Here is a 16453-nt window from a genome sequence, read left to right on the forward strand (position 1 = left end):
TGCGCCTTGCCCGACCTCGAAAACAAAGTTTGATCGGCAAAAAATAAAGTTTGTATGGCACGTCGCGCGGTCCGCATGCCCAACCCGGGAGGCATCAGCGCGAAACGAACTTTATTTTGGAATTCCCGCTTACCCCAATCTTACGTTTGCCCTTCGTGGAAACAGACTTTATTTTTAACGTAGATTTGTTCTATTAACCGCACGTCGCTGGCACGGCTATTGCTGAAACTCAAGTGACCGAAGAAGGTTCCTGCAATAACCACAAGAGGGTGCGGATGAAACGTTTGACACGATCGCTGACGCGACGCGAATTTCTCTACCGGGCAGCGGGAATCGGCGGCTCGGCGTTGCTGCTGAACACGCTGAATGCCTGGGGCATGGGCATCGCCTCGCGGGTGAACGCCCCGCCCGCGCTGTCCGGCAGCGGCAAGGGCAAGAAAATCGTCGTTCTCGGCGCGGGCCTGGCCGGCATGACGGCGGCCTGGGAACTCGGCAAGCTGGGCTACCAGGTCGAGGTACTGGAGGCACGGCCCTTCGCGGGCGGGCGCTGCCAGACGGCGCGCAAGGGTTTCACGCTGCATGAGCTGGGTGGCGAGGCGCAGACGTGCCGCTTCGACGACGGCCTGTACATCAACCACGGCCCATGGCGCATTCCGCTCGACCACCAGTCGACGCTGTACTACACGAAGCAGTTCGGCATTCCGCTTGAAGTGATGGTCAACGACAACGACCACGCCTGGGTCTACATGGAGGATGCCGGGCCGTTCTCGAAGCAGCGCCTGCGTCCCGAGCAGATCAAGGCCGACATGCGCGGCCACGTGGCGGAACTGCTGGCCAAGTCCGTGCAGGCGAAACAGCTCGATACCGAACTGACGGCCGACGACCAGCACCTGCTGCTCGACTACCTGGCGCACGAGGGCGCGCTGTCGACGCAGGACCTCATGTACCGCGGCCGCAACGGCGCGGGCTATGCCGACCCGCCCGGCGCGGGCCTCAGGCCGGGCCGGCTGGCCGACCCGCTCGGATTCCGCGAGCTGCTGGCATCGAAGGTGGGCAAGGTCTACAGCGCCGTGCAGGAATTTCCCATGCACGCGACGATGTTCCAGCCCGTCGGCGGCATGGACAGGATCGCGTGGGGCTTCGCGCAGCGCCTGGGCCGCACGATCCGCCATGGCGCCGAGGTACAGGCGATCCGCCAGTCGCCCGACAAGGTCACGGTCACCGTCAAGGACACGAAGAGCGGCAACGTGACGCACGTGACGGCCGATTACTGCCTGTGCACGATACCGCTGTCCGTGCTGCGCACCATCGACGCCGATTTCTCGGACGGGTTCAAGGGCGCGCTGAAGGCCGTGTCGTATGCGCCGGTCGGCAAGATCGGCCTGCAGATGAAGCGCCGCTTCTGGGAAGAGGACGACCACATCTACGGCGGCCACGTGCTCACCGACCTGAAAGGCATCAACACGATCTCGCTGCCGTCGTCCGGCTGGCAGTCGAAGAAAGGCGTGCTGCTCGGCTACTACCACTATGCGATCGACGCCATCGAAGTCAGCGCCCTCACGCCTGGCGAACGCGCCGAGTTCGCCGTGAGCGCGGGCGAGAAGATCTTCCCGCCCTATCGCGCCGCATTCGAGAACGCGTTCTCGGTGGCCTGGCACCGCGTCCAGTACAACCTGGGCGGCTGGGCCGAATGGGACGACGCGAGCCGCCAGAAGGCCTATCCGGTGCTGCTGGAGGGCGAAGGCCGCGTGCTGCTCGCGGGCGAGCACCTGAGCTACCTGACGGGCTGGCAGGCCGGTGCCATCGAATCGGCCTGGCAGCAGATCGAACGACTCCACGGGAAGGCAAGCGCATGAGCATCAAACACGTATTCGCCGCCGCGCTCGCGGCGTGCGCCGGCCTGTCCCACGCCGACACGATGGACGGCAAGAGCCTGTTCGCAAAGAACTGCGCCGCCTGCCACCAGCCCACCGGCCGCGGCATCCCCGGCGCCTTTCCCGCCCTCGCCGGCAACGCCTTCGTGCAGGGCGCCCCGGGCGACGTGACCACCGTGCTGCTGAAGGGCCGCGGCGGCATGCCGGACTTTTCCGGGAGCCTCGACGACGACGAGATCGCCCAGGTGCTGACCTACGTCCGGTCCAGCTGGGGCAACAGCGCGCCGCCCGTGTCCGGGCAGGACGTCGGCAGCACGCGCGCCGCCCTCGGCGTGGCGCCCGCATCGCACAGCCGTTTCGGCAACAAACACTGACCTATCGGAGTCCCATGAAAACGACAATGAGCCGCCACACCGCCGCCCTCGCGCTCGCCTGCGCCCTCGCTTGTACCCTGCCTTTGACCGCATCGGCAGCGCCTGCGATCGTGCGCCACAAAATCCCCAACTCCGACTTCCCGATCGCGCAGGCCGTCACGCTGCCGCCGGGGACGACCCTGCACTTCATCAGCGGCCAGGTGCCGCCCACGGTCGACAAGGCGGCCGATCCGAATTCGCCCGCCGCGTTCGGCGACACGAAGACGCAGACCGCCGGCGTGCTCGCGAAAATCAAGGAGATCCTGCAAGGCATGGGCCTGGCCATGGGCGACGTCGTCAAGATGCAGGTCTTCCTCGTCGGCGATCCGGCACGCAACGGCCGCGCCGACGTCGCCGGCTTCATGGAGGGTTATACGCAGTATTTCGGCGGCAGCCAGCCGAACCTGCCGGCGCGCGCCGTCGTCCAGGTGGCCGGCCTGTCGAATCCCGGCTGGCTCGTCGAGATCGAGGTCGTGGCCGCAAAAAAATAATCGGGGCAGCTCAACCCGCGGAGACATTCACTTCCAAAACATAGTTCAGATAAGGGATTCATATGCACAAGGCCATCCTCCATGCCGGCGTCGCCGCCGGTGTCCTGTCCTGCGGTCTCGGCGCCCATGCCGCCGACGACGACAAGCCGGCCGACGCGCCCGCCGCCGCCGCTGCGCCGGCGGCGGCGGCCGCCGAAGCAGGCCCGCTCAACACCGGTGTCGTGATCGTCACCGGCACGCGCGTCACGGGACTGAAAGCCGAGAACAGCGCATCGCCGATCCAGGTGCTGGACACGACGTCGCTGCAGCGCACGGGCCAGCCGGACCTGATCCAGGCGCTGGCGCAGAACCTGCCGTCGCTGACCGCCCAGGCCTTCGGCAGCGACATGGCCAACATGACGCTGTCGGCGCGCCTGCGCGGCCTGTCGCCGAACAATACCCTCGTCCTCGTCAACGGCAAGCGCCGCCACGGCACCTCGAACCTGTCCGTGCTGGGCGGGCCCTACCAGGGCGGCGCCGCGGCGGACCTGAACTACATCCCCGTCGCCGCCATCGACCACATCGAGGTGCTGCAGGACGGCGCCGCCGCGCAGTACGGCACGGATGCCATCGCGGGCGTGGTCAACATCATCCTCAAGTCGAACTACCGCAGCCTCACCGGCAACGTCAACGGGGGCGGTTATGGCGACGGCGGCGGCCACACGGGCGATGCCAGCGCCAACCTCGGCCTGGCCCCGTTCACGGACGCATTCCTCAGCCTGACGGTGGAGACGAAGTACCACGGCTTTTCCGACCGCGGCGGCATCGACCCGCGCGTCACCGATCCGGGCAACCTGGCCGCAATGCCGCAGCTGAAGGATGCACCGGGCTACCCGAACGTGAACCACATCTCCGGCGACGCGCAATACCGCCAGCACATCGTTGCCGCCAACTTCGGCGCCGACCTCACGCCCGACCTCACGCTGTACGGCTTCGCCACGTACGGCCACAAGAAGGCGGCCGCGTTCGAGAACTACCGCATGCCGAGCCGTCTGCCGGCCATCTACCCGCTCGGCTTCTCGCCGCAGGAGACGTTCAAGGAAAACGACTACGCGTACACGGCCGGCATCAAGGGCAAGCTGGCGGGCAACTGGAACTGGGACCTGTCGAGCACCTACGGCCGCGACGAGGCGAAGCTGGGCGTCGCGCACTCGGGCAACGTGTCGTTGTTCGCGGACACGGGCGCGACGCCGCTCGATTTCTACGCCGGCAAGTTCGTCGCCAGCCAATGGACGAACAACTTCGACCTGAACCACGAGTTCGCCGTGGGCTGGTCCACGCCGCTGAACGTCGCCATCGGCCTCGAGCACCGCCGCGACGAGTACGAGATCGGCGCCGGCGATCCGGCCTCGCGCTACAAGGAAGGCGCGCAATCGTTCCCCGGCTTTTCGCTGACGGACGCCGGCTCGCACAGCCGCACGAACAAGGCCGCGTACGTGGACGTGTCGGGCCAGCCGGTGGCGGGATGGACCGTCGACCTGGCTGCCCGCTACGAGCACTTCAGCGACTTCGGCAAGGCGAAGGTCGGCAAGCTGACGACCCGCTACGACTTTTCCCCGGTCGTCGGCCTGCGCGCCACGTATTCGAACGGCTTCCGCGCGCCCACGCTGGCCGAGGAATACTATTCCGCCACCAACGTGTCGCCGCGCAGCGCGTTCGTGCAGCTGGCGCCGAACTCCCCGGGCGCGAAGCTGGTCGGCGTCGACGGGCTGCGGCCGGAAGCGTCGACCAACATCAGCGCCGGCATCGTCATCAATCCGTCCACGAGCGCGTCCGTCACGCTGGACGCCTACCAGATCACGATCCGCGACCGCATCGTCGGGTCCGGTTCGCTGTACGGCTCCGGCGGCGCGGTGAATTCGCCGGCCGTCACGGCCGCCATCCTCGCCAACGGCAACGCGCTCGACCCGACCGTCGTCCAGACCGGCATCAACATCTTCTCGAACGCCGTCAACACGCGCTCGCGCGGCCTGGAATTCGTCGCGACGCTGAACAGCAACTATGGCGGCTGGGGCAAGGTCGACTGGTCGCTGGCGGCCAACTGGAACAAGGTCGACGTCATCAAGGTCAACCAGGCGCCCGCGCAGCTGCAGCCGCAGACGCTGCTGGACGCCACGGCGATCTCGGACCTGGAGACGGCCTCGCCGCGCGTGCGCGTGAACCTGGGCGCGCTGTGGAAATCGGGCGCGTGGACGATCAGTGCACGCGAAGCGTTCTACGGCAAGTCGTCGGAACTGCAGTCGTCGGACGGCGCCACGTACTACAAGACGGAAGTCAAGCCGGCTGCGATCACCGACCTGGAAGTCAGCTACCAGTTCACGAAGGCATGGACGCTGTCGGCGGGTGCGAACAACCTGTTCAACCAGTACCCGGACCACGTCAATGCGGGCCTGCTCGCCGAGCAGCGCGCGAACCTGGACAACGCGGCCGTTACCGTGTATCCGTCGTTCGCGCCGTTCGGCATCAACGGCGGTTATTACTACGCAAGGCTGGGATTCAAGTTCTGAGCACCGGCGCGGCATCGTGTCCGGAGGCGGCGATCCATGCGGAAACAGCGTGGTCGCCGCGTGCCAGCCTCGCACCAAAATGGCAACAGAACCGTGCAACAGGAAGTGCGTACGAACAAGAGGAGAGTACAATGAACAAGTCGTGACGCCACTCTGGCCAAGTGGAGCCGCACCGTGGCCCGCCTCGAGTGGATATCGGTTTAGTTCTACGACGAGGGCATATGTTGACGCTTCAACAGACTCTCCGGAACGCGCTCGCGTTCTCCTTCTCAGCCACCCTCGGCCCCTGGGCCGTCCCTGTTCATGCCCAGTCCGAACCCGGTCCTGCGGCCAGCCCGCCCCGTATTCCCGTCGTCGAGGTCACCGGCTCGCGCCTGAAACGCACGGACAAAGAAACCCCATCGCCCGTCGACATCATTTCGCGCGCCGACATCGAACGGTCGGGCAAGACGACGCTGTCCGACGTCGTGCGCTCGCTTACCGTGGACAACAACGGCTCGATCGGCCTCGGCAACATCAGCGGCTTCGCGATGGGATCCTCCGGCGTCGCGTTGCGCGGCCTCGCGGTGAATGCCACGCTGGTCCTCGTCAACGGCCGCCGCATGGTGCACTACGGCCTTGCCGACGACGTGCAGCGCACGTTCGTCAACCTGAGCGCGATTCCGCTGGACGCCGTCGACCGCATCGAAGTGCTGAAGGACGGCGCGTCGGCAATCTACGGCTCCGACGCGATCGCCGGCGTCGTCAACATCATCCTGCGCAGCCAGTTCAAGGGCGCCTCCGCCAACGTCAGCTACGGCTGGGCGCAGCACGGCGGCGGCGCGACGCCGCGGGCCAGCCTCACGGGCGGCATCGGCAACCTGGCCACCGATGGCTACAACCTGTTCGCCAACATCGAAGTCTCGCACCAGGGCAACGTCTCGAGCGGGGACCGGGCCGATCGCAAATGGATCGGCAACGGCGACCTGCGTCCGTACGGCTACGCGTTCACGGCCGGCGGACTGGGACCTAACCTCGGCGGCTGGTTCGACAATGCGACCGGGGCCTCGAACCCGAACCGCTTCGGCGCGGTCAGCCCCGCGACCGGCCCCGTCACCTGGCACCAGCTGCCGGGCTGCAACTCGACCATCGGCCTGCCGGCCGGCCTGGGTGGCTGCATCTACGACCGCACGAAGGAGTACGGCACGCTGCTGCCCTCGGAAGACAAGGTCAACATTTACGTGCGCGGCTCGATGCGGCTGTCGGACGCGATGGAGCCGTATTTCGAACTGGGCAGGTTTGCCTCGGACACGAAGTCGAGGTGGGTATTCGGCCCGACGGCGGCCAACGAATTGTGGATCGATCCGGCCACCAACCAGGTGAAGAACAATACCTTCCTGCCGCTGCCGGCGAGCCACCCGGACAACCCGCTGGGCACCGATGCGCTCCTCAGTTACCTGATCGCCGACGCGGGGTCGCGCAGCTTCGAGCATGACAGCGCGACCTGGCGCGCGCTGGTCGGCACGAAGGGCGAATGGTCCGGCTGGAGCTACGACACGGGCCTGCTGTACGGCCGCACGACGACCACGCGCATCCTGCGCGGCTTCATCCGCGACAGCGTGCTGCGCGCAGGGCTCGACGGCACGGGGCCGTTCGGCTACTACCGCCTCGGCGCCAACGCCGGCCTCAATCCGCCCGCGTTCTACCAGGCCCTGTCCCCGGAGATCTCGACCGACAACGTCGCCACGTTGACCTTGCTCGACTTCAAGGCCTCGCGCGACCTGATGATGCTGGCGGGCGGCCCGCTGGGCCTGTCGGTCGGCGCCGAGTACCGGAAAGAGACGCTGGACGCACCCGCGCCGCGCTACACCGATACCGGCGACATCGTCGGCTGGCCGTATTACGTCTACAGCGGCGAGCAGAAAGTGACTTCGGTATTCGCCGAAGCCCGGGCGCCGCTGACGACGACGCTGGAAATCGACGGCGCGGTGCGGGTCGACAAGGTGAAGAATTCGGAAACCTCGGTCACGCCGAAGCTGGGCATCAAGTGGAAGCCATGGAGCCAGCTGGTGTTGCGCGGCACCTATGCCGAAGGCTTCCGTGCGCCGAACGAAGTCGAGCAAGGCGCCAGCAACACCAACGCGGCGGCGCTCGACCTGGTCGGCAGCGGCTTCCTCACCGTCGTCAGGACGATCGGCAATCCCGACCTCAAGCCCGAGAAGGCACGCATGGTGACTCTCGGCGCGATCTACGAGCCGCGGCCCGCGACGAGCTTCGGCGTCACGTACTGGTGGCTCGAGCGCAGCAGCGAGATCAACGGGGCCGACCCGTATGCCATCCTGAACAACCCCTCGGCGTTCCAGGGCGCGTCCGTCGTGCGCGACAGCCAGGGCAATGTGCTCGAAGTGAGCGCGCCGTTCCAGAACAATTCCCGATCGCGCCTGCAGGGGCTCGACGTCGACGTCAACCACCGCCACCAGCTCGGCAACCTCGGCACCTTGAGCGCCAGGGTGACCTGGACCTACCTCGACTACTACAAGAAGCGGTTCGGCGACGGGCCGACGGTCGATTATGCCGGCACCCACGGACCGATGGTCGTCAGCGGCAACACGGGGACGCCGAAACACCGGCTGAATGCCGAACTGGCGTGGGAGCGCGGGTCGAACCGCCTGTCGACCGTCTTTTCGTACATCGGCAGCTATCTCAACAAGGACTTCCACGACGCGCCCTGCTTCAACCAGTTCGCCGACGGCACGCCGGCGCCGAACGACTGCCGCGTGGCCTCGTACAGCACCGTGAGCCTGCGCGGGAGCCATCGGTTCGACAAGCACACGGAACTCTATTTTTCCGTCAACAATGTGTTTGACAAGATCGCGCCGCTCGATCCGGCCGCGTACATCAACATGAACTTCAATCCCTCGTTCCACCTGAGCGGGGCAATCGGCAGGACGTTCGATATCGGTGTCAGACACGATTTCTAGCAACGGAGCCCACATGGACGCAGAGCCAGGCAGGCGCCCGTTCCGATCCGGACGGGCCATCGTCGCGACATTGGTCGCGCTGGGTGCGCTGCATTCTCTTCCGGCGCAGGGTGCGCCGGGCCCCGCCGCGGAAAAGACCCGGTACAACGAAGCCTTCCAGCGGTTCGGCGTCAGCGACGGCCTCGCCAACAACCTCGTGTTCGCGGTCGCGCAGGACAAGTACGGCTTCCTGTGGGCGACCACCCGCAACGGCATCTCGAAATTCGACGGTTCGGATTTCACGGTCTACCGCCCGGTGCCGCCGGGTGCGAAGCGGCAGGTCGCGCAGTTCTACCAGACGATCTACCAGTCCCGGGATGGCAGCCTGTGGTTCTGCTCGTGGGGGAACGGGCTGCTCAAGCTCGACATCGCCACCGAACAGTTCACCTTCTTCGCGCACGACGACGGCAAGCCGGACAGCATCGCCGGCAACAATGTCTGGTTCGCGTTCGAGGACAGGGACGGCATGATGTGGGTGTCGAGCGCGGGCGGCCTGTCGCGGCTCGATCCGAGGACCGGAAAGGCGACGGTGTACCGGCACGATCCGAAGCAACCCGACAGCCTGGCGAATCCGATCCCGACCCAGGTCGTGCAGGACAAGAACGGCATGCTGTGGGTGGGCACCTATGGCGGCGGCCTCGACCGCCTGGACCCGGCCACAGGCAAGTTCAGCCACTACCGCCACGACGAGCGCAACCCCAATTCGCTGGCCAACGATTCGGTCGAGGGCCTGTACCTGGACGACGACGGCACGCTGTGGATCGCCACCGATGGCGGCCTCAATCATTTCGATCCGAAGTCGGGCAAATTCATCCTGTTCCAGCACGATCCCAACGATCCGGGCAGCCTGTCGAACAACGCGGTGCTGAAGGTGATGCGCGACAGCCGCGGACAATTGTGGACCTCGAACTGGGGCGGCGGCATCCAGCGGATGGACCCGAAGACAGGCAAGTTCATCCATTACCGCTACAGCCCGGGCGACCCGTTGAGCGTGGCGTCGAACCTCACCGAATACATGATCGAGGCACAGGACCACGCCTTCTGGATCCCCACGTTCAACGGCCTCGTCCGCTACGACGAGGAATCCGGGCGCTTCCATTCCTCGTTGCAGCAGACGGGACTGACCGCCACGTCGGGACGCATGCTGGTGTCGGGCATGGTGCAGGATCGCCGCGGGCGGCTGTGGGTCGTCAGCGAGGATTCGGGCGCGACCCGCTACGACCCGGGGATGCAGTCGACCCGCCATTACCTGCCGCAGCCCGGCAACCCGCGCAGCCTGTCGGAAGTGGCGATCACCGCACTCGTGTGCGATCCGGACGGCACGATCTGGCTGGCCACCCGGGCCGGCCTCGACCGTTACGACGAGCGCACCGACGGTTTCGAACGGATCAAGCTGAGCCGCTATGCGCCCCCCGGCATGGGCGCCGCGGCGGACAGCACCATCAGCGACATGGTGGCCGACCGCGACGGCGTGCTGTGGATGGCGGTCTACGGCGTGGGCCTGCAACGCTTCGATCCGAAGCAGAAGCGTCTCACCCTGTACGAGCACAACCCGGCCGACCCGTCCAGCCTGGGCAACAACCTGACGAACGCCGTGCTGGCCGCCAGCGACGGCTCGGTCTGGGTCGCGGCCGATGCCGGCCTGAGCCGGCTCGATCCCCGCACCGGCAAGTTCACCAATTTCAGCGAAGAGGACGGCCTGTCCAGCCTGATCACCAACGACCTGGCCGAGCTGGCCGATGGCACCGTGCTGATCGCCACCGACGTGGGCGTCAACCTGTACGATCCGCGCACCCGCAAGTTCACCGTCTTTACGACGCGACAGGGCATGCCGAGCAATTACGTGATGTCGCTGGAGGGCGATGCGGACGGCAATATCTGGGCCGGCACCGACAAAGGCCTCGTGCGCATCACGCCTGCCACCGGCAAGGTCCGGGCCTATGATGCGCGCGACGGCCTGCCCAGCAACCAGTTCTGGAACCACTCCGTCTACCGCGCCCCGGACGGCACGATGTATTTCGGCACCACCAACGGCCTGACCACGTTCCGGCCCGACACGTTCAAGGACAATGCCGATCCGCCGCCGGTGTACATCACCGAGTTGTCGCTGTTCAAACACAAGGTCGTGGCCGGACCCGATTCCCCGCTGCGCACGAGCGTCCACCTGGCCAGGGAGATCAGTCTCGATCATAGCCAGTCGAGCCTGGGATTCAAGTTTGCCGCGCTGAACTACCGCTGGCCCGCCAAGAACCAGTATGCCTACCAGCTCGAAGGCTTCGACCATGGCTGGACCTATGTCGACAGCGCGCACCGGGAAGCGGCCTACACGAATCTCGCGCCCGGCAATTACGTCTTCCGTGTGAAAGCCTCGAACAACGACGGCGTCTGGAACGAGACCGGCGCGGCACTCGCCATCACCATCACACCGCCGTGGTGGCAGACCTGGACGTTCCGCGTCGTGATGGCATTGCTGGGCGCGGCGCTGATCCATGCGCTCTACCGCGTGCGAGTGCACCAGCTCGAGGCGCAGGCGCGCAAGCTGCAGCGCGTCGTCGACGAGCGGACGCACGACTTGCAGATCGCCAAGGAAAAAGCCGAGATCGCCAACCAGGTCAAGAGTACCTTCCTGGCCAACATGAGCCACGAACTGCGCACGCCGCTGAACGCGATCCTGGGCTATGCGCAGATCCTGCGCCGCGACGCCGGGCAGTTGAGCCGGCGCCACGCGTCCGGCCTGGCGACCATCCAGGACAGCGGCCAGCACCTGCTCAACCTCATCAACGACATCCTCGACCTGGCGCGGATCGAGGCCGGCAAACTGAGCCTGTATCCGACCGATTGCAACGTGCCCGCCCTGCTCGACCTGGTGAGCAAGATCATCCGCGTCAAGGCCGAGGAGAAAAGCCTGTCGTTCCGGTGCGATGCGGCGCCGGACCTGCCGGCCGACGTCAAGGCGGACGACAAGCGCCTGCGCCAGGTGTTGCTGAACCTGCTGTGCAATGCCGTGAAATTCACCGATCGCGGCGAAGTGAGCCTGCGCGTGCTGAACGTCGCGCACACGCCCGCGCAGCCGGACGGTGAAGCGGGTGAATCCGGTGCGCCGGACCGGGCACGGCTGCGCTTCGAAGTCGCAGACACCGGCATCGGCATGGACGCCGAACAGATGGCGTACCTCTTCAAGCGCTTCGAACAGGTCGGCGACGCGCAGCGGCGCGAAGGCGGCTCCGGGCTCGGCCTGGCGATCAGCCAGCAGCTGATCCGCATGATGGGCGGGAACATCGAGGTCGCGAGCCAACCGGGCAAGGGCAGCCTGTTCTGGTTCGAACTGGATTTGCCGGTTGCCCTCGTGAAGCGCACGTTCCAGCCCACGCAGAAGGTCACCGGCTACCAGGGCCCGCGCAAGAAGCTGCTGGTCGTGGACGACGTGCCGCAGAACCGCGTGCTGCTGATCGATGCGCTGCATCCGCTGGGCTTCGACGTGGTCGATGCCGAGAACGGCCAGGAATGCCTGGACCTGCTCGACGCCGTCAGCCCCGACCTGATCGTGATGGATGTGATGATGCCGGTGATGGACGGCCGCGCAGCGACGCGCGAGATCCGCAAGCGGCCGCGCTTCGCGCAGATTCCCATCGTCGCGTCCAGCGCCAGCGCCACGCGCGAGGACGAAATGCTCTGCTACGAGGCGGGCGCCGACGTCTTCGTGCCGAAGCCGATCGACAACGACGCGCTGCTGAAGATCATCGGCGAACGGTTGTCCCTGACCTGGACGACGACGACGGAACCTGCCCCGGGCGCGCCGGCGACGGACGCGGGCGCCGCGCAGGACGTCGAGCCCGTCGTCCTGCCCGAGGACGAGATCGAGGCGCTGTACCAGTTGGCCATGGTGGGCAACATGCAGAGCCTGTGTGCCCGCGCGGATTACCTGAAAGGCCTGGATGCGCGGTACGGCGCCTTCGCCCAGCAGCTGCGCGCGCTGGCGGAAAGCTATCAGTCGAAAGCCATCCTGGCCCTGGTGGGACGGCTGCGCAAGGCGCACGAGGCGGCGCGGGCGCCGGATCCGCAGCCTTGACTAGCGCAATGCGGCGCTCATCCTGCCGCCGCCAGTCGCCGCCACATAGTTCTGGTTCAACAGCAGGGTCATCGATTCCGCCGGCACCGCCTGGCTGTAATAGAAGCCCTGCGCGGACGGGCAGCCATGCGACGTGAGGAAGGACACGTGCTCGGCGCTGTCGACCCCTTCCGCGATGAGGTTCAGGTGCAGGCTGTGCGCCATCGCGATGATGGCCGTGACGATCGGCGCATCATGCGCATCCTCGTTGATGCCGATGACGAACGAGCGGTCGATCTTGAGGGCGTGGATCGGGAAGTTATGCAGATAGGAGAGGCTGGAATAGCCGGTGCCGAAATCGTCGATCGACAATTGCACGCCCATGCCGCTGAGCTGCCTCAGCACCGCGATGTTTTCGTCGCTGGGCTGCATCGTGATGCTTTCCGTGATTTCCAGCTCGAGCGCATCGGGCGGCAGGCCGGTCTCGTCGAGCACCTGGGCCACGCAATGCGTCAGGTTGCCCTGGGCGAACTGGATCGCCGACAGGTTGACCGCGATCCGCATGTCCGGATGGCCGCTGTCGCGCCAGCGCTTCAGTTGAGCACAGGCCTGGCGCAGCACCCATTCGCCGATCGGCACGATGATCCCCGTTTCTTCCGCGATGGCGATGAACTCGGCGCAGGAACGCGGCGCCTTGCCGGGCGGCGTCCAGCGCAGCAGCGCTTCCGCCGAAAAGATGCGGCCGCTCTCCATGTCCACCTGAGGCTGGTAGTACACGGAAAACTCGTTCTGCGCGAGCGCCTGGCGCAGCTGGTTCGTGGCCGCCATGCGCCGCTTGGCCGCCTCGTGCAGCGCGGGCGTGAAGAACTGGTAATTCCCGCGGCCTTTCTGCTTGGCCTGGTACATGGCCGCGTGGGCCGCGCGCAGCAGCGCGGACGCATCGCTGCCGTCGGACGGGAACAGGCTCACGCCCATGCTGGCGCCGACGTGCAGCTTGTTGTCGTCGACGAAGAACGGCTGGCTAAGCCCTTCGAGGATCTTGTTGGCCACCAGCGCGGCGTCGTTGCTGCCGCGCAGCGCGGCCAGGCAGATGCCGAACGCATTGCCGCCCAGGCAGCCGAGGCTGTCGCCCTCGCGCGTGCATTCCTGCAGGCGCGCCGCGACGGCCTGCAGCAGGCGGTCGCCGACCTGGTTGCCCAGGGAATCGTTGATGGTCTTGAAGTGGTCCAGGTCGATGTGCAGCTCTGCGACCAGTTCGTCCTGGTGCCGGCGCGCCTGGGCGATCGCCTGGTTGATCCGGTCTTCCAGCAACAGGCGGTTGGGGAGTCCCGTCAGCGCATCGTGGTGCGCCATGAAGTCGATCCGCCGTTCTGCCTGGTTGTAGGCGGCGATCTTTTCTTCCAGGATGGTATTGGTCCGGACCAGTTCGGCGGTCCGCTCGGCCACCCGCTCTTCCAGCGCATTGTTGGCGGCCTGCAGGTCTTCTTCGGCGCGGCGGCGCATGGCGATTTCCTGCTGCAGCTGCGCGTTCTGTTCGGCCAGGAGTTTCTGCGCGTGACGCAGCGCGAGGTGCGTCGTGACGCGCGCCCAGACTTCGTCGATCTGGAAGGGCTTGGTGACGTAGTCGACGCCGCCGGAGGAAAAGCCCGAGATCTTGTCCTGGACTTCGGACAGGGCCGTCATGAAGATCACGGGAATGTCGCGCGTCGTCTCGGAGGCCTTCAGGCGGCGGCAGGTCTCGAAGCCGTCCATGCCGGGCATCATCACGTCGAGCAGGATCAGGTCGGGCCGCACGAATTCGGCGCGCGCCAGCCCCTCCTCGCCTTCCTGGGCGACGGCCACGCGAACCTTGCGGCCTTCGAGATACTCCACCAGGATCCCGACATTGGCGGGTGTGTCGTCGATAATCAGGACGGTCGGAGTGTCCACATCCGATGGCAAGACAGGAATTGTCATAATACCAACAGGAGCTCAGCAACGTTCATGATCGGGGCCGTCCGCTGAGAAAATCCAACTCGCAGGGACACCGTGTGTACGTCAATTCTATCAAATCCTAATATACTGACAACCGTCAAATGCTGATGTGGTTTTCTGGCACCAAATCTTTCCTGAACTACCTGATCGCGCCGGCAGCGCCGCCCCGCAATCCTTGCAGAACCTGGCGTCGGCCTCGTGACCCGTACTGCCGCAGGCGTCGCAGGCGCGTGGCGGGCGCGCTGCACGCGCCGCGCCGCCGCGGCGATCGTTGCGGCGCAAGGTCATCTCGGCCGTCACGATCCCGGTCGGCACGGCCAGGATGCCCCAGCCGAGCAGCATCATGAACGACGCGATCGCCTTGCCCAGGTTCGTATGCGGCGTGATGTCGCCATAGCCCACCGTCGTCATCGTCACCGTCGCCCAGTACATCGCGACGGGAATGCTCGTGTAGCCGTTCTTCGGCCCCTCGACGACGTACATCATGGTGCCGAGGATCAGGATCGCCATCAGCACGACGGACAGGAACACGAGGATCTTGCGGCGGCTGGCCGCAAGCGCTTCGCCCAGGCGCGTGTATTCCTCGATGTACAAGGTGAGCTTGAAAATGCGGAAGACGCGCAGCAGGCGGAGGATGCGGATGTCGAGCAGCAATTCCGCGCCCGGCATGAGCAGCGAAAAATACGAGGGCAGGATGGCCAGCAGGTCGATCACGCCAAAAAAGCCGCCCGCGTAGCGCCACGGCCGCTGCACGCACACGAGGCGCGCCACGTATTCCGCCGTGAACAGCAGGGTGAAGCCCCATTCGCACGCGCCCAGCAGCGCGTCGTGGTCGCGGTGCAGCCTGGGCACGCTGTCCAGCACGACGACGAGGATGCTCGCCAGGATCGCGGCCACGAGGGCGATGTCGAAGCGGCGGCCGGCCGGGGTGTCGGCCTCGAAGATGACGTCGTACATGCGCCGCCGCAGGCCCGGCGGCGGCTTGCCGTACGCGACCGGGGCCTGCTGGACGTACGGCCGCGTGCCTTCGCCGTCGCCCTCGGGTGTCATGGTGCGAACGGCGTCGTGGGCGGCCCTTTCAGCTCGATGGTATTGCCTTCCGGGTCCTGCAGGTAGATCGACGGGCCTTCGCCCTCGGCGCCGAAGCGCGGTGCCGCCGGTCCCGCCTCCACGTCGTGCGCAGTCAGGTGGGCGCGGATCGCCGCCTCGTCGAACGGCTCGACGCGCAGGCAGAAATGGTCCACGTTGCGCCCTTCCCTGCCGGGCGCGACGCCGCCCATCGCGCCCAGCTTGCCGGCTATCGGGATCAGGTCGATCATCGAGCTGCCGGCCCGCAACTGCACGAGACCGATCTCGTCCTGGCGCCGCACTTCGCGGCAAGCCAGCACGTCGCCATAGAAGCGCAGCATGCGCGCGAGATCCACGACGCGCAGCACGATGTGGTCGATTTCCCGGACCGCGATCGGGTTGCGTGCGGCATCAGTCGGCATGGCGTTCCACCCACGTCGCGAAGCATTCCATGAACTGCTGCAGGAACGTTTTAAGGCTCTCGTCCGTCAGCTGGTCGCCGTCGAACTTGTTGCCGATGCCGCCGATATAGGCTTCCGGCGACTGCATGCAGGGCATGTTGAGGAACACGAGGGACTGGCGCAAGGCGTGGTTGGCGCCGAAACCGCCCAGCGCGCCCGGCGAGTTGCTGACGACGGCGCACGGCTTGCCCGTCCAGGCGGCCTGACCGTAGGGGCGCGAGCCGACGTCGATCGCGTTCTTCAGCACGCCCGGCAGCGAACGGTTGTATTCCGGCGTGCAGAACAGGACGCCATCGGCCTCGCGGATGCGGGTGCGGAACTCGGCCCAGGTGGCGGGCGGCGTATCGGTCTCGTCGTCCTGGTTGTACAGAGGCAGCTGGGAGATGTCGACGATGTCCAGTTCCAGCGTGGGCGGCGCGGCCAGCATCAGGCTTTTGGCCAGCTTGCGGGTGTACGACTCCTTGCGCAGGCTGCCGACGAGCACTGCGATCTTACGTGTTGCCATGACGGTCCTTTCGTTCCATGGTTGTCCTGCAATGCCTAAAGTTTAACGATTTTCCGCGCGGACCGTATTTTCCG

At 66.1% G+C, this 16453-nt stretch carries 10 protein-coding genes; 6 read left to right on the forward strand and 4 right to left on the reverse strand.

What is annotated here, in order from left to right; genetic code table 11:
• Positions 1 to 275: 275 nt before the first annotated feature.
• The 6 genes from AC1DYX_RS01905 to AC1DYX_RS01930 all read left to right on the forward strand — a co-directional run bounded on the left by AC1DYX_RS01905 (position 276) and on the right by AC1DYX_RS01930 (position 12392).
• On the forward strand, positions 276 to 1856 hold the full coding sequence (locus AC1DYX_RS01905) for a flavin monoamine oxidase family protein (RefSeq protein ID WP_477255731.1): 1581 nt from the start codon (positions 276 to 278) through the stop codon (positions 1854 to 1856).
• Positions 1853 to 2248: a c-type cytochrome gene (locus tag AC1DYX_RS01910; RefSeq protein WP_477255733.1), complete on the forward strand. Its 396-nt coding sequence runs from the start codon at positions 1853 to 1855 to the stop codon at positions 2246 to 2248. Before AC1DYX_RS01905 ends, AC1DYX_RS01910 begins: the two co-directional genes overlap by 4 nt.
• A gap of 14 nt (positions 2249 to 2262) precedes the next feature.
• Positions 2263 to 2778: a RidA family protein gene (locus tag AC1DYX_RS01915; RefSeq protein WP_477255735.1), complete on the forward strand. Its 516-nt coding sequence runs from the start codon at positions 2263 to 2265 to the stop codon at positions 2776 to 2778.
• A gap of 62 nt (positions 2779 to 2840) precedes the next feature.
• Complete coding sequence (locus tag AC1DYX_RS01920) at positions 2841 to 5324, forward strand: TonB-dependent receptor plug domain-containing protein (RefSeq protein WP_477255737.1); 2484 nt, start codon at positions 2841 to 2843, stop codon at positions 5322 to 5324.
• 221 nt (positions 5325 to 5545) lie between these two features.
• Positions 5546 to 8284, forward strand: a complete 2739-nt coding sequence (locus tag AC1DYX_RS01925; protein WP_477255739.1) for a TonB-dependent receptor — start codon at positions 5546 to 5548, stop codon at positions 8282 to 8284.
• A 13-nt stretch (positions 8285 to 8297) separates the two neighbouring features.
• Entirely contained in the window at positions 8298 to 12392 is a 4095-nt protein-coding gene (locus AC1DYX_RS01930; RefSeq protein ID WP_477255741.1) for a two-component regulator propeller domain-containing protein, read from the forward strand.
• Here the strand turns inward: AC1DYX_RS01930 and AC1DYX_RS01935 are convergent, their stop codons facing one another.
• From AC1DYX_RS01935 to AC1DYX_RS01950, 4 genes are all read right to left on the reverse strand, one after another.
• Positions 12393 to 14300, reverse strand: a complete 1908-nt coding sequence (locus AC1DYX_RS01935; protein ID WP_477255743.1) for a putative bifunctional diguanylate cyclase/phosphodiesterase — start codon at positions 14298 to 14300, stop codon at positions 12393 to 12395.
• Between the two features lie 117 nt (positions 14301 to 14417).
• Positions 14418 to 15395 carry an ion transporter gene (locus AC1DYX_RS01940; RefSeq protein WP_477255745.1) on the reverse strand — a complete coding sequence of 326 codons (978 nt, stop codon included), beginning with the start codon at positions 15393 to 15395 and terminating at the stop codon, positions 14418 to 14420.
• Positions 15392 to 15835: a VOC family protein gene (locus AC1DYX_RS01945; RefSeq protein ID WP_477255747.1), complete on the reverse strand. Its 444-nt coding sequence runs from the start codon at positions 15833 to 15835 to the stop codon at positions 15392 to 15394. The genes AC1DYX_RS01940 and AC1DYX_RS01945 overlap by 4 nt, the downstream gene beginning before the upstream one ends.
• On the reverse strand, positions 15825 to 16379 hold the full coding sequence (locus AC1DYX_RS01950; protein WP_477255749.1) for an NADPH-dependent FMN reductase: 555 nt from the start codon (positions 16377 to 16379) through the stop codon (positions 15825 to 15827). The genes AC1DYX_RS01945 and AC1DYX_RS01950 overlap by 11 nt, the downstream gene beginning before the upstream one ends.
• Positions 16380 to 16453: the final 74 nt, after the last annotated feature.

Source organism: Massilia sp. P2_C2, from assembly GCF_056404615.1.

Bases quoted from the DNA above. Each gene is read 5' to 3' on its own strand.
- AC1DYX_RS01905 (WP_477255731.1), top strand. From the start codon at position 276: ATGAAACGTTTGACACGATCGCTGACGCGACGCGAATTTCTCTACCGG.
- AC1DYX_RS01945 (WP_477255747.1), bottom strand. From the start codon at position 15,835: ATGCCGACTGATGCCGCACGCAACCCGATCGCGGTCCGGGAAATCGAC.
- AC1DYX_RS01940 (WP_477255745.1), bottom strand. From the start codon at position 15,395: ATGACACCCGAGGGCGACGGCGAAGGCACGCGGCCGTACGTCCAGCAG.
- AC1DYX_RS01930 (WP_477255741.1), top strand. From the start codon at position 8,298: ATGGACGCAGAGCCAGGCAGGCGCCCGTTCCGATCCGGACGGGCCATC.
- AC1DYX_RS01950 (WP_477255749.1), bottom strand. From the start codon at position 16,379: ATGGCAACACGTAAGATCGCAGTGCTCGTCGGCAGCCTGCGCAAGGAG.
- AC1DYX_RS01925 (WP_477255739.1), top strand. From the start codon at position 5,546: ATGTTGACGCTTCAACAGACTCTCCGGAACGCGCTCGCGTTCTCCTTC.
- AC1DYX_RS01920 (WP_477255737.1), top strand. From the start codon at position 2,841: ATGCACAAGGCCATCCTCCATGCCGGCGTCGCCGCCGGTGTCCTGTCC.
- AC1DYX_RS01915 (WP_477255735.1), top strand. From the start codon at position 2,263: ATGAAAACGACAATGAGCCGCCACACCGCCGCCCTCGCGCTCGCCTGC.
- AC1DYX_RS01910 (WP_477255733.1), top strand. From the start codon at position 1,853: ATGAGCATCAAACACGTATTCGCCGCCGCGCTCGCGGCGTGCGCCGGC.